We start from the raw sequence: 13,502 nt of genomic DNA, 5'->3' as shown, positions 1-13,502 counted from the left end.
ACCGCGGCGGGCGATCAGCGGCTTCACGTTGAGGTCCCAGACCGGTCGGCGGTACTTGTCGTGGTCGTAGCCACGGTCACCCAGCACCACGTCCGGGCGGCGCCGAGGCCGGCCGCGCTTGCCTGCGCCGGTGGCACGGCCTGGCAAGGAGGACATCGTGCGGTCGGGCCCATACCCCGGCCTCGGTCCACTCGGCCAGGCGGCGCCCGCAGGTCATGCCCGAGCCGAAGCCGAGTTCCTGCGGCAGGTGTTACCAGGAGATGCCGGTGTGCAGCTCGAACAGGATGCCCCGGAACACCAGCCGGTCCGGATGTCGCTCGAGTCCCGGAGGCCGGGCCCGACGCTCAGCCTTGGACAACAGCGGCTCGAATACCGCACGCAACGCGTCATCGACTTTCCACGGCTTCGGCCGAGCCACCCCACACCCCCGGACCATCCGTGCTCGGTCCTCCCCGCCCCGTCCACAACGGCTCAGGTGGATTCGCGGACGACAAGACGGCAGGGAACGGTGTGCAGGCCGGGCGCCGGCTTGGAGCTGATGGCGTCCAGCAGCAGAAGGGCGGCCTGGCGGCCGACCTCGGCCAGGTTCGTGTCGATCGTGGTGAGGGGCGGACGCGAGGCCAGGGCCATGACGTCCCAGTTGTCGTAGCCGACCACGGCGATGTCGGCGGGCACGCTCACCCCGCGTTCCCGCAGCGCGTCCGTGACACCGCGCGCGATCTGGTCGTTGCCGCAGAAGAAGGCCTCGGTGTCGGGTGCCGTGCGCAGGACCGCGTCGGCGGCGCGGCGGCCCCATGCCTCGCTCCACTCCCCGAAGTGGACGCGGCCGGTGGCGAGTTCCGTGCCGGAGAGCTTGAGCAGTTCGAGGGTGTGGTGGGCCCGGTCGCGGGCAGCGGCGTGGTGGGCCGGGCCGGTGATGTGCGCGATGCGGGTGCGGCCGGTGGCCAGCAGGTGCTCGACGGCCAGTTGTGCGCCGCTCCGGTCGTCGGACACGACGGAGATGTCGTCCGGGTCGGTGGACGGCGAGAGCGCGTAGACCGTCGGGATCGGCTCGACACCTTTCAGCGGCGGGCGCGGGTCGGTCCTTCGGCCGGTCACGATGATGCCGTCCACCCGGCGGCCCATGAGATTGCTCAGGTGGTGCTGCTCGCGGATGGCGTCGCCGCGGGTGTCGCACAGCAGCACGGAGATCTTTCCGGCGCCGAGCGCGTCCTCGGCCCCGAGGAGGACGGGCGTACTGAAGCGACCGATGCCGTCGGTCGTCATCAGCCCGACGGTCCAACTGCGGCCGGTGTGCAGGCTCTGCGCCTGCTGATTGGGCCGGAAGTCCAGCTCTTCGACGGCGTCCAGGACCCGCTGCCGGGTCTCCGGGCGCATGCTCCCACTGCCGTTCAGCGCCTTTGAGGCTGTCCCGACACTGACGCCGGCCAGTTTCGCTACGTCGGTGAGCTTTGCCCGCCCGGTGGGCGGAAGACTTGGCACGGCGGTCACACGCAACCCTTTTCCTGGATGACGTCGTCAGACGCATCCTGGCATCGTTCGCGGCAGCTGGCCAGATCTGGCCGAGCAGAGAAATTGTTTGCCACAGCCCTTGACGCGCACTCGGACCCGTTCCTACCTTTCCGGGCAGAAAAACGTTTTCCTCAGCGAGTCCGAGAGATGGAGCTAAGCCCGTCCGACCTCAGGGACGTCCTGCGGCCCTGACGCTCGTCGCGCGTCGGCTCCCCGACCCGCTTCCCACCTACCTCTTCGGAGAGCCATGCCCCGCCCACGTTCCACCGCGCTTTCCTCCTCGGCCCCGGCCCCGTCCGAAGAGGCAGGCACTTTCCCAGGGCCGGTCCGCCTCGGACCAGTCCGTCTCGGACCGGGCGCCAAGGCCGCACTCGCGCCTGCCGCGGTCGAGGTACGCGCCGGCTTCTGGAGCACCCGTCGCGAGGTGAACGCGAGTGTCTCGCTCCCGCAGGGCCCCGAACTGCTGGAGTCCGCGGGCAATCTGCACAACCTGAGGCTGGCGGCGGGCGCGACCGAGGGCGAGTTCCGGGGCGCGTACCCGTTCGTGGACACGGACGTCTACAAGTGGTTGGAGGCCGCGTCCTGGCAGTTGGCCCAGGGATCCTCGGCCGGGCTGGAAGCCGATGTGGAGCGGATCGTCTCCCTGGTGGCCGATGCCCAGCAGCCCGACGGCTACCTCAACACGTGGTTCCAACTGGTCAAGGGCGGCGAGCGGTACAAGGACCTGCGCTGGGGTCACGAGCTGTACTGCGCCGGTCATCTCATCCAGGCGGCCGTAGCCCACCACCGGGCCACCGGTCGGCCCGAACTCCTCGACGTGGCACTGAAGTTCGCCGACCACATCGACTCCGTGTTCGGCCTTCCCGGCAGCGGCAAGGAGATCGACGGAATCGACGGCCACCCCGAGGTCGAGACCGCCCTTGTGGAGCTGTACCGGGAGACCGGCGAGCGCCGCTACCTCGATCTGGCCGGCTACTTCGTCGACCGTTTCGGTCACGGCCTGCTGGGCGGCGAGGCCTACTGCCAGGACCGGGTGCCACTGCGCGAGGCGGACACCGTGGAGGGCCACGCCGTACGGCAGTTGTACCTGCTGGCGGCCGCCGCCGATCTGGCGACCGAGACCGGGGACGCCGAACTCCGGGCGGCGGGCGAGAAGTTGTGGCGGGCGATGACCACCACCAAGACCCATCTCACCGGCGGCCTCGGCGCCCATCACGACGAGGAGGACTTCGGCGACCCGTACGAACTCCCCAACGAGCGTGCGTACTGCGAGACTTGCGCGGCCATCGCCTCCGTCCTGTGGAGCTGGCGGATGGCCCTGCTCACCGGCGAGGCCCGCTACTCCGACCTGATCGAACGCACCCTGTACAACGGCTTCCTCGCCGGGGTGTCGCTCGACGGCGAGAGCTGGCTGTACGTCAACCCGCTCCAGGTCCGCGACGGCCACACCGACCCCGGCGGCGACCAGTCGGCCCGCCGCACCCGCTGGTTCCGCTGCGCCTGCTGCCCGCCGAACGTCATGCGGCTGCTGGCCTCGCTGGAGCACTACCTCGCCACCAGCGACACCGGCGGCCTCCAGATCCACCAGTACACGACCGGTCGCTACACGGGCGACCTCGACGGCAGCTCGGTCGCGGTGAGCGTCGAGACCGGGTACCCGTGGCAGGGCGCGATCAGCCTGACCGTCGAGGAGACCCCGGCCGACCGCCCCTGGACCCTCTCGCTGCGCGTCCCGCAGTGGTGCGCCGAGTACCGAGTGCGGTGCGGGGACACCGAGTACGACCAGACCGACGCCCCCGTGGCCGACGGCTGGCTACGACTTGAGCGCACCTGGGCCCCGGGCGACCAGGTCGTCCTCGAACTCGCCCTCGCGCCGCGCCTGACCGCGGCCGACCCCCGCGTGGACGCCGTGCGCGGTTGCGTCGCGATCGAGCGTGGGCCGCTCGTCTACTGCCTGGAGCAGGTGGACAACCCCGGCGGTGGACTGGACGACATCGTCCTGGACCGCACCGGTCCGCTCGCCGTGCGGCACCGGCCCGACCTGCTGGGCGGTGTGACGACGGTGACGGCGATCGGCCGGCGGCGCCAACTCCCCGACGCGGGCTGGTGGCCGTACACCTCCGCCGACAGCGAGGCACCGGCAACGGACGGCGCGCCGTTCGAGCTCACCGCCATTCCCTACTACGCGTGGGCCAACCGCCAGGACGGCGGCATGCGCGTCTGGCTGCCCACCTCCTGACCCCGCAACACCCGTCCCCTGTCCCCTCCTACGAGCCGCACCAAGACAACGAGGTCACCGTGAGAAACACCCGCCGCACCCTTCTCGCCGCCGTCGCCACCGTCGGCGCGCTCACCGCTGTCGCCGCCTGCGGCGGCGGTTCCGACTCCTCCGCCTCCGGTTCCGGGAAGACCGGCGGGACGTACAACTTCTGGGACCCGTATCCGCAGTTCGACGCCTCCTCGGCGTGGGGCAAGCTCGTCACCAAGTGCGGCACCGACGCCGGGGTCAAGGTCAAGCGCACCAGCATGGACACCACGGACCTGGGCAACAAGGCGCTGCTCGCCGCCCAGCAGGGCAACGCCCCCGACGTGATGCTGGTGGACAACCCGGTCGTCTCCACGCTCGTCGAGGCGGGAATCCTCAACAAGACCGGCGACCTCGGCCTCGACACGTCGTCGATCCAGAAGAACATCCTCGGCGCCGGCGTCATCGACAACGCCTCCTACGGGGTGCCGATCGGCGCCAACACCCTCGCGCTCTACTACAACAAGAAGATCCTGACCGCGGCCCACGTCGACCCCGCGTCCATCAAGGACTGGGCCTCGCTCACGGCGGCGCTGAAGAAGGTCAAGTCCGCGGGCAAGAAGGGCATCACCTTCTCCGCGATCAACACGGAGGAGGGCAGCTTCCAGTTCCTGCCGTGGTTCTGGGGCGCGGGCGGCGAGTTGACCGAGCTCGACTCGGCGAAGGGCGTGGCCGCGTTGTCGCTGTGGAAGCAGTGGGTCGACGGCGGATACGCGCCGAAGGACGTGCTGCAGAACACCCAGACCACCAGCTGGCAGGAGTTCGCCACCGGCGACTACGCGTTCAGCGAGAACGGCACCTGGCAGCTCGGCAACGCGGACAAGGCCGGCTTCGGGTACGGCGTCATCAACATCCCCGGGCAGAACGGCGGTTCGGCCCCGGTGCCGACCGGCGGCGAGTTCGTCACCGTCCCCGTGCAGAAGGACTCCTCCCGCTACGACGTCAGCAAGAAGATCGTCACCTGTCTGACGAACTCCGCGAACCTGCTGACCACCGACACGACCCTGACGTACGTCGCGCCCACCGCCCAGGTGCAGGCCCAACAGGTCAAGCAGAACCCCGAGTTGAAGGCGTGGGTCGGCGCGGTGGCGGCGGCTCGCGGCCGCACCAGCGACGGTCTGGGCACCAAGTACCCGACAATCTCCCAGCCGTTGTGGACCGCCGTACAGAACGCACTCTCCGGCGGCAAGAGCCCGCAGGCAGCCCTCGACGCCGCTCAAACCGCCGCGAGCAAGGGCTGACACAGGCTCCCGAACCTCTCCGGAAACCGCACCCGCCCGGAATCGCCGCCTGCCCGGAAACCGCATCCGCCCGGAATCGCCGCCCGCCCAGAAGTCGCGCCTGCCCAGAAGTCGCGCCCGCCCGGAAACCGCCGCCCCCGGACACCCCGCCGCCCGGACTCGCCACCCGCATTCAGCCAGGAGTACGCATGACCATCGCCCGCGTCGACCGCCGCTCGCAGCGGTCCCCGGCCAGGTCCGGGGCGACCGGCACCGGACAACGGACGGACGCGTCGGACCTGCGGCGCCGACAGCGTCGCGGCAGCCGACTCACCGCGCTGGCCTTCATCGCCCCACTGGTCGCCTACCTCGCCGCCTTCTACCTCTATCCCCTCTACCGCAACCTCGACCTGAGCCTGCGCGACTACACCGTCCGGTCGTTCGTGCAGGGGGACGCGCCCTTCTCCGGCCTCGACAACTTCAGGACCGTCCTCGACGACCCCACGTTCGGTCCGGCCATGCGCCACACCCTGATCTTCACCTTCGCGTCGATCGCGTTCCAATACGTGGCCGGGCTCGCCCTCGCCGTCTTCTTCAACCGGCACTTCCGACTGGCCGCGACCCTGCGTGCCCTGTTCCTGATCCCCTGGCTGCTGCCGCTGATCGTGTCGGCGTCGACCTGGTCGTGGATGTTCAACAGCGAGTCCGGAGTCATCAACTACGCCCTGCACCTCGTGGGCGTGTCCCCGGTGGACTGGCTCAACTCGCCGAACTGGGCGCTGACTTCGGTCGTCATCGCGAACATCTGGATCGGCATCCCGTTCAACCTCGTCATCCTCTACAGCGGACTCCAGAACATTCCCGGGGAGTTGTACGAGGCCGCGTCCCTGGACGGGGCCGGTGCCTGGCAGCAGTTCCGCAGGATCACCTTCCCGCTGCTGCGCCCGGTGTCGGCGATCACCCTGCTCCTCGGGCTGGTCTACACCCTCAAGGTGTTCGACCTGATCTGGATCATGACCAAGGGCGGTCCGGGCGACGCGTCGTCCACCCTCGCCACCTGGTCGTACCAGCTCGGCTTCGGCACGCTGCTGCCGAAGTTCGGCCCCGGCGCGGCCGTCGGCAACATCCTCATCCTCATCGCGCTCGTCTTCGGCCTGCTGTACATCCGCGTCCAGAGGAGGCAGGAAGCGTGAAGTCCCGTACGGGCAAGCGCCGTTACACCGTTATCGGCGTCCTGCTGACCGCCGTGATGCTGTTCCCGGTGTACTGGATGCTGAACGTGTCCCTCACCCCGCAGCAGGACATGCGCAAGACCCCGCCCGACCTGCTGCCCCTGCACCCCACCTTCGAGGGCTACCGGGCCGTCCTGAACGACCAGTTGCCCTACCTCGGCACCAGCCTGCTCATCGGCCTGGGTACGGTGGCCCTCACCCTGGTCCTCGCCGCCCCGGCCGGATTCGCCCTGGCCAAACTGCGCCCGCTGGGCGGAGGCACCCTCGGACTCGCCCTACTGGTAGCCCAGATGATCCCGGGCATCGTCATGGCGATGGGCTTCTACGGCATCTTCCTCGACCTAGGTCTGCTCAACTCCTGGTGGGGGCTGATCGTCGCGGACTCCACCATCGCCGTGCCGTTCGGCGTGATGATCTTCACGGCCTTCATGTCGGGCATCCCCGACGAGCTGATCTCCGCGGCCCGCATCGACGGCGCCGGCACCTGGCGCACCTTCCGGTCCGTCGTGCTGCCGGTCAGCCGCAACGCGGTGGTCACCGTGTCGCTCTTCAGCTTCCTGTGGGCCTGGTCCGATTTCGTCTTCGCCAACACCCTTGACGGCGGCGGCAGTTGGCGGCCGATCACGCTCGGCATCTACAAGTACATCGGCAACAACAACCAGGAGTGGAACGCGATCATGGCCACCGCCGTCGTCGCGTCGATCCCGGCCGCCGTCCTCCTTGTCCTCGCCCAGCGCTATGTGGCCGCGGGTGTCACCGCCGGCGCGGTCAAGGACTGATCCACAGTGCCGGCCGCCCCCGGCCCACCGGTCGGGCGGGGCCGCGGGCCGCCGATGCCGCGCCGTCACTCCCGGCCATCGGTCGGCTGCCCTCCGAGCCGCCTCCGCATGTCACCGCACCGCACTCGTCAAGTCCCCCCTTCCTCAGGAGAGCCGCTGATGTCATACCTGAGCCACCGTTCGAGAGCGCCCCTCGGCCGCGTCGGCGCCGCCGCGATGGCCACAGCCATGGCCGCCACCGCCGTCGCCCTGACGGGCACACCCGCCCAGGCCACCCCCACCTCGTCCACCACCCTGATCGTCAACGCCGCGCAGAACCTCCGCTCCGTCACCCATGTCGGCACGGGCAGCCTCTACGGCCTCGCCACTGCGAGCACCCCCACCGACAGCCTCGTACAGGCCCTGAAGCCCAACACGTTCGTCCAGATGGCGCCCGGCGGCAGCCAACTCCCCAACGGGGAACCCGCACCCGCGGGCGACGCCCTGGTCGTCGCCCCGAAGGCCGCGGCTGCGGGTGCCAAGGTCGTCGTACGAATGCCGGACTGGTACCCGAACTTCCCCTACCAGTGGGTGAGTTGGAGCAACTGGCTCTCGGCGGTCGACCAGCAGGTCGCCGCTGTGAAGTCCTCCGGTGCCGGCAACATCAGCGCGTACGCGCTGTGGAACGAGCCGGACTGGACCTGGGACACCGCCAACGCGGGGGCGTTCGACGCCGGTTGGGCCCGTACGTTCAAGGAGGTCCGCGCCAAGGACACCACCACCCCGATCCAGGGCCCGAGCTACTCGGTGTGGAACCAGTCCTGGATGACCACGTTCCTCACCGATGCCAAGGCCAGCGGTACGGTCCCCGACGTCATCGCCTGGCACGAGCTCCAGGGCAGCTCCGCCATCGCCGCCCATGTCGCGGCCTACCGCTCACTGGAGAGCAGCCTCGGCATCAGCCCGCGCCCGATCGACATCGAGGAGTACGGCACGCCCGCCGAAATGGGTAACTCGGGCGCCCTCGTCGGCTACGCCGCCAAGTTCGAGCGCGCGGGAGTCCGCGACGCCGAGCTGGCCTTCTGGAACCACTACGGCACCCTCGGCGACACCCTGACCGACACCGGCGGCTCGCCCAACGGCTCCTACTGGACGTACAAGTGGTACGGCGGCATGTCCGGGAACATGCTCACCACCACACCGCCCGCCCAGACCGGCATCGACGGTCTCGCCTCCCTCAACGGCGCGGGCAACCAGATCAGCGTCGTCGCGGGTGGCTGCACCGGCTCCTGCGCCGTCACGGTCAACGGGCTCTCCTCCCTGCCGGCGTACGGCAGCACCGTCCACGTGAAGTTGGAGTACAGCCCCGACACGGGCCGTACCACCGCCTCCCCGGGTCCGATCACGATCTCCGACACCGACTACTCCGTCTCGAACGGCTCCATCACGGTGCCGGTCACGATGAACGCCACCGACGGCTACCACCTGACGATCACCCCCAGCGGCACCTCGACGTCCCTGGCCGGGCGCTACCAGATCACCAACAAGAACAGCGGCCTCGCCCTGGACACCCTCAACGCGGCCACCACGCAAGGCACTTCGGTCGTCCAGGCCACGTCCACCACCGGCACCGACCAGAACTGGACCCTCGTGGCCGCGGGCCAGGGCCTCTATAAGATCGTCAACCAGAAGAGCGGCCTGCTGCTCGGCATCACCAACGCGGGTACCAGTAACGGTGGCACCGCCCTGATCTGGGGCGACAACGGAACCGCCGACCACCTCTGGCAGGTCATCCCCGCCCGCGACGGCTACGCCAAGATCGCCAACTACAACAGCGGACTCCTGCTCGGCGTCGACCAGATGAGCACCACCTCCGGCGCCCAGGTCCTGCAGTGGTCCGACAACGGCACCGCCGACCACCTGTGGAAGCTGACCGCTCGCTGAGTCGACCGCCAAAGGTCCCGCGCCGGCCGTCCACGGCGAGCGCGGGACCGTCTCGTCCGTCGTCAGGTCGCCACGGCGCGGGCGGCGCGGACAAGGGCCCTGTTGTCCGACGCCAAGGCGTCGTCGGGAAGGTGAATTCCGTGGACAGGCGAGCAGCGCGTACCGTTCCTCGGGGCCCGAACAGGTCCACAGACCCGTGGTGGTGCCGACGACCGCGCCGGGCACCGTGGAGCGGACCTCACGCAGTATCTCGGCCAGGGCACCGGGCTCCACAACATCCCTACACCCGCGCCTTGGTCGACTACCCGTCTACCAAGAGCTTCGCCGTTGCGCAGGACAGTCCAACTCGCGGGCTGCACCGCTGGCTTGACAGAGGCTCAGTGCGTTGAGGGCATATAGGTGACACCGAAGCGGAATTCCCGCTGCCGGCCGGGCTCCAGTGCCAGGGTGGTGGCGTGTTCAGGACGGTTGTAGGCGTCGGTGGGTGCCTCGACGGGTTCCAGGGCGATGGAGGTGCGCCGGTCGCGGGCCAGGGTGTCGCCGGTGAAGACGTGCAGGTAGCCGCCGTGCTGCCACACCCGTAGTCCGTCGCCGGTCACGGGGTCGCTCAGCACCGTCTCGGTCCGGCCGCCGGGGCCGGGGGCCAGGTCGGCGAAGCAGGCGTCGACGACGGCGTCGCCAAGCCGCCTGGGCGTGCGGAAGTCCAGGTCGGGGCAGCGGTCCAGGGGCAGGAAGGCGTCCTTTCCGCGCAGGGGGATGAGGGACGCGTCGGTGCGGATCAGGGTGTGGGCGGGGATCTGGAGGACCAGGTCATCGACGGGGCGGGAGAGGGTGAAGTACGGGTGCCATCCCGACGCGTAGGGGGCGGTGGTGCCGCCCACGTTCGTCGCCCGGATCTCGATGCCGAGTTCGCGGGGGCCGATGGTGTACTCCACGTCGAGGTCGAGCGCGAACGGGTAGCCGGAGTACCTGCCCGGTCTGATGCTCGTGGTGCGCAGCAGCAGGCGAGCGGAGTCGGCCGTCGTGGTGGCACTGATGAGTTCGAACGGCAACTCTCTGACGAAACCGTGGTAGATCAGGCGGTCCGCGCGGCGGCCGGGCAGCAGGTCGTGGTCGCGGCCGCCGTAGTGGTAACGGCCGTCGGCTACGCGGTTGGGGAACGGCGCGAGCAGGCCTGCTCGCACGCCGTCCTGCGACAGCAATTCGGCCTCGTCGCGGTAGCCGTCCGTCAGTTCCGTCAACTGCCCGGCCGCTCCGCGTCCGACCTGCCAGCTCAACAGCGTCGCCCCGCGCAGGGCGAGGACGGCGCACACGAGTCCCTCCGGCGCGGAGACGGTCACGGTGGGTTCGCCGCCGAGGCGGCCTTCGGCGATCCGGTACTCGTCGGCCATCCCGCCGCTGCCTCTCAGCCGGCTTCCGGGACGAGTTTCTTCGCGCCCGTCATGATGGCCACCGCGTCCTCCATGGAGTGCGACCGTGGGGTGATGACTCCGGCGCAGCCGCCGAGGCGCTGGATGTGGATGCGGTCGGCGACGTCGAAGACGTTGGGCATGTTGTGGCTGATCAGGATGACGCCCAGGCCCTGGTCGCGCAGGTCGCGGACGAGCTTGAGCACCTGGCCTGTCTCGCGGACGCCCAGGGCGGCGGTGGGTTCGTCGAGGATGACGACCCGGCCGCCGAAGGCGCCCGCCCGGGCGACGGCCACCGACTGCCGCTGGCCGCCGGACAGTGTCTCCACGGCCTGGTTGATGTTCTGCAGGGTGCTGATGCCCAGCCGCTTGATGTGGTCGGACGCCTGACGCTTCATCTCGCCGGTGTCGAGCATGCGGAACACCGAGCCGAGCACACCCTTGCGCCGGATCTCGCGAGCCAGGAAGAGGTTGCTGGCGATGTCCAGGGCCGGGGCCACGGCGAGTGTCTGGTAGACCGTCTCGATGCCGGCCTCGCGGGCGTCCTGCGGCCGCTTGAAGCTCACCTCGGATCCGTCGACCAGGATGCTGCCCCGGTCGGGGACGAGCGCCCCGGAAAGGCACTTGATCAGGGTGGACTTGCCGGCGCCGTTGTCGCCGATGACGGCGAGCACCTCGCCGGGGTAGAGGGTGAGGTCGACGTCGCTCAGGCCGACGACCCGGCCGAAGACCTTGACCAGGCCCTTGGCTTCGAGAACGGGGGCGGTGGTGGTCACGACTTCACACTCCGGATCCACTGGTCGACGGAGACAGCCGCGATCACCAGGACGCCGACTGTCAGGACTTGGTAGTTGGGGTCGATCCCGGCCAGTGCCAGACCGTTGACGAAGACCTGGACGATGAGCGCGCCGATCAACGAGCCGAGCACCACGCCGCGTCCGCCGAACAGGCTGGTGCCGCCGATGACGACGGCGGTGATCGACTGCAGGTTGGCGTTGAGGCCGCTGTTCGGGTCGCCGCCGCCGACCCGGCCGACCAGGATCCAGGCGCCCACGGCGATGGCGAAGCCACCGACCAAGTAGGCGCTCAGCAGTACCCGGTTGACGGAGATGCCGGCCAGGCGGGAGGCCTCGATGTCGTCGCCGACGGCGTACAGGTGGCGGCCCCAGGCGGTGTAGCGCAGCGCGTAGCCGATCACCGCGTACAGGCCGATCATGAGCAGAACGCCGTTGGTCAGGTTCAGTTGCCCGATGGAGACGACCTCGCCGCTCCACATGAGGATGCTGCCCGGTTGCAGGGAGACGGTCTGGCCCTTGGCGTAGATGAGCGTGATCGCGGTGAAGATGCTGAGGGTGCCGAGCGTGACGATGAACGGCGGCAGCTTGATCCTGGTCACCAGCAGCCCGTTGACGGCCTGTGCGGCGATGGCGACGGCCGCTCCCGCGAGCAGGGCCACCACTCCCGGCAGGTGGTTGTCCGCGACGAGCTTCGACATCAGCAGCGAGGCGAGCACCATGACAGCGCCGATGGACAGGTCGATGCCGGCCGTGAGGATGATGACGGTCTGACCGACGGCCAGCGAGCCGATGACGGCCGTCTGCTGGGCGACCAGCGACAGGTTCTGCAACGCGTAGAAGCGGTCGTTGACCAGGGAGAACACGATGGCGGCGAGCACCAGGACGATCGCCGGGCTGAGTGCCGGCTGGCGGTGCAGCACCGAGTGGATGCGCTGGGCTGGCGTGGCGGGCCGGTTGAGGAAGTCCTCCGCCGGTGCCGGTGTCGCTTCACTGTCCACGTGGGTGGTCACAGGGGGTCCTTCCGGTTTTTTCCCTCGTGCGGGCCTTCGTAGGGGCTCATGGGCGCGTGTGGTGCGGGTGTGCCGCCGGCGCCGTACCGGCGGCACCGGCGGCCGACCGGGTCAGCTGCCCCAGCAGGCGGAAGCGGCCTGCGACGGGGACTGGACCGTCAGACCTCCGATGGACTTGGCGGCGACCAGCGCGGTGCCCGTGTCGTAGAACGACTTGCCGGTGGTCACGCCGGGCTTGCTGCCGCCACGGGCCAGCTTCGCGATGGAGCTGACGCCGAGCGCCGCCATCTTGCCCGGGTACTGCACGGCGTCGGCGGCGAACTTGCCGCTGGTGACGTTCTTCAGGCCCGAGCAGCTGCCGTCGATCGCGTAGATCGCGACGTTCTTCTCCTTGCCCGCCGCCTTCAGCGCGTTGTACGCGCCCTCGCCCGCCGGCTCGTTGATCGCGTAGACGACGTTGATGTCCGGGTTGGCCGACAGGCAGTTCTCCATCGCGGTGCGTCCGCCGTCGATGGCGCCCTGGGTGGGCTGGTGGCAGGCGATCGTGTACGTACCGCCCGTACCGCCGGTGTACTTCCCGGACTTGGCCTCCTTGCCGTTCTCGGTCTTGCTGCCCGGGTCGATGCCCATGCCCTCCAGGAAGCCGTGGTCGCGGTCGATGTCCACCGAGACGACCTGGTTGTTGAACAGGTCGAGCATGGCGATGACCGCGGGCTTGCCGTTCAGGGCCGCCGCCGCGTACTGGCCGTCGAGCTTGCCCGCCTGCTCGTTGTCGGTGGCGTAGGTGATGTCCGCGACGTTCGCCGGGTTCGGCGCGGTGTCCAGGGCGATCACGAACAGGCCGGCCTGCTTGGCGCGCTTCAACGCGGCGTTGACCGCGTCGCCGTTGGTGGTGATCAGGATGCCCTTGTCGCCGCGCGAGACGGCGTTGTCGATGGCGGTGATCTGGGTCTGGGTGTCGCCGTCGGACGTGCCCGCCGCCACGGTGAGGCCCACGTTGTCCTTGGCGGCCTGTGTCTTGGCGTCCTTCTCCATGCTCACGAAGTACGGGTTGCTCAGTGTCTTGAGGATCAGTGACACGCCCACCTTCCCGCTGCCGGACGATGAGGAGCTTCCGTCGGAAGAACCGCAGGCCGCGAGGGTGGCGCCGAGGCACACGGTGATGCCGATCGCTGCCGCCCGGGTGCGCCGACTGCGAAGGCCCGAGGCCTGGCTGGAGGAGAGGTTCATGGCGTGATCCCTTTCGGAGCCGTCCCGTGGTCGACGCTGAGACAACGTTGACTCGACGGGATACTGGGCCCGTATGGACGAGCGC

The 13,502-nt window shown here is 69.4% G+C and carries 10 protein-coding genes and 1 pseudogene; 5 read left to right on the top strand and 6 right to left on the bottom strand.

The genetic code is table 11. The annotated features are described in order from the left end of the window. Window positions 1-418: pseudogene (locus ACIRRY_RS19685) on the bottom strand (transposase); the annotation flags it as partial. A 53-nt stretch (window positions 419-471) separates the two neighbouring features. Continuing rightward, window positions 472-1,491, bottom strand: coding sequence for a LacI family DNA-binding transcriptional regulator (locus tag ACIRRY_RS19680; RefSeq protein ID WP_403974162.1), 1,020 nt, complete (start codon window positions 1,489-1,491; stop codon window positions 472-474). A gap of 268 nt (window positions 1,492-1,759) precedes the next feature. On the opposite strand from ACIRRY_RS19680, the gene ACIRRY_RS19675 reads away from it, so the two are divergent. The 5 genes from ACIRRY_RS19675 to ACIRRY_RS19655 all read left to right on the top strand — a co-directional run bounded on the left by ACIRRY_RS19675 (window position 1,760) and on the right by ACIRRY_RS19655 (window position 8,971). Next, window positions 1,760-3,751, top strand: coding sequence for a glycoside hydrolase family 127 protein (locus tag ACIRRY_RS19675; RefSeq protein ID WP_403974160.1), 1,992 nt, complete (start codon window positions 1,760-1,762; stop codon window positions 3,749-3,751). Between the two features lie 59 nt (window positions 3,752-3,810). Next, window positions 3,811-5,058 (top strand): extracellular solute-binding protein, encoded by a 1,248-nt coding sequence (locus ACIRRY_RS19670; protein WP_403974157.1) that lies wholly within the window; start codon window positions 3,811-3,813, stop codon window positions 5,056-5,058. A 188-nt stretch (window positions 5,059-5,246) separates the two neighbouring features. After that, window positions 5,247-6,230: a carbohydrate ABC transporter permease gene (locus ACIRRY_RS19665; protein WP_403974154.1), complete on the top strand. Its 984-nt coding sequence runs from the start codon at window positions 5,247-5,249 to the stop codon at window positions 6,228-6,230. Next, on the top strand, window positions 6,227-7,048 hold the full coding sequence (locus tag ACIRRY_RS19660; RefSeq protein WP_403974151.1) for a carbohydrate ABC transporter permease: 822 nt from the start codon (window positions 6,227-6,229) through the stop codon (window positions 7,046-7,048). The genes ACIRRY_RS19665 and ACIRRY_RS19660 overlap by 4 nt, the downstream gene beginning before the upstream one ends. A 159-nt stretch (window positions 7,049-7,207) precedes the next feature. Next, window positions 7,208-8,971 carry an RICIN domain-containing protein gene (locus ACIRRY_RS19655; RefSeq protein WP_403974149.1) on the top strand — a complete coding sequence of 588 codons (1,764 nt, stop codon included), beginning with the start codon at window positions 7,208-7,210 and terminating at the stop codon, window positions 8,969-8,971. A gap of 377 nt (window positions 8,972-9,348) precedes the next feature. Here the strand turns inward: ACIRRY_RS19655 and ACIRRY_RS19650 are convergent, their stop codons facing one another. The 4 genes from ACIRRY_RS19650 to ACIRRY_RS19635 form a co-directional block, all read right to left on the bottom strand. Further along, window positions 9,349-10,362: an aldose 1-epimerase gene (locus tag ACIRRY_RS19650; RefSeq protein WP_403974146.1), complete on the bottom strand. Its 1,014-nt coding sequence runs from the start codon at window positions 10,360-10,362 to the stop codon at window positions 9,349-9,351. Between the two features lie 14 nt (window positions 10,363-10,376). After that, window positions 10,377-11,156, bottom strand: coding sequence for an ATP-binding cassette domain-containing protein (locus ACIRRY_RS19645; RefSeq protein ID WP_403974143.1), 780 nt, complete (start codon window positions 11,154-11,156; stop codon window positions 10,377-10,379). Further along, a complete protein-coding gene (locus ACIRRY_RS19640) occupies window positions 11,153-12,187 on the bottom strand; it encodes an ABC transporter permease (RefSeq protein ID WP_403974141.1) in 1,035 nt (344 codons plus the stop codon). Before ACIRRY_RS19640 ends, ACIRRY_RS19645 begins: the two co-directional genes overlap by 4 nt. 111 nt (window positions 12,188-12,298) lie before the next feature. Further along, window positions 12,299-13,417 (bottom strand): substrate-binding domain-containing protein, encoded by a 1,119-nt coding sequence (locus ACIRRY_RS19635; RefSeq protein ID WP_403974139.1) that lies wholly within the window; start codon window positions 13,415-13,417, stop codon window positions 12,299-12,301. Window positions 13,418-13,502 lie beyond the last annotated feature (85 nt).

Source organism: Streptomyces sp. NPDC101776, from assembly GCF_044766845.1.
Taxonomy (GTDB): Bacteria; Actinomycetota; Actinomycetes; order Streptomycetales; family Streptomycetaceae; genus Streptomyces.
The sequence above is the reverse complement of the archived record's forward strand: the minus strand, read 5'-3'. Positions and strand labels throughout refer to the sequence as shown.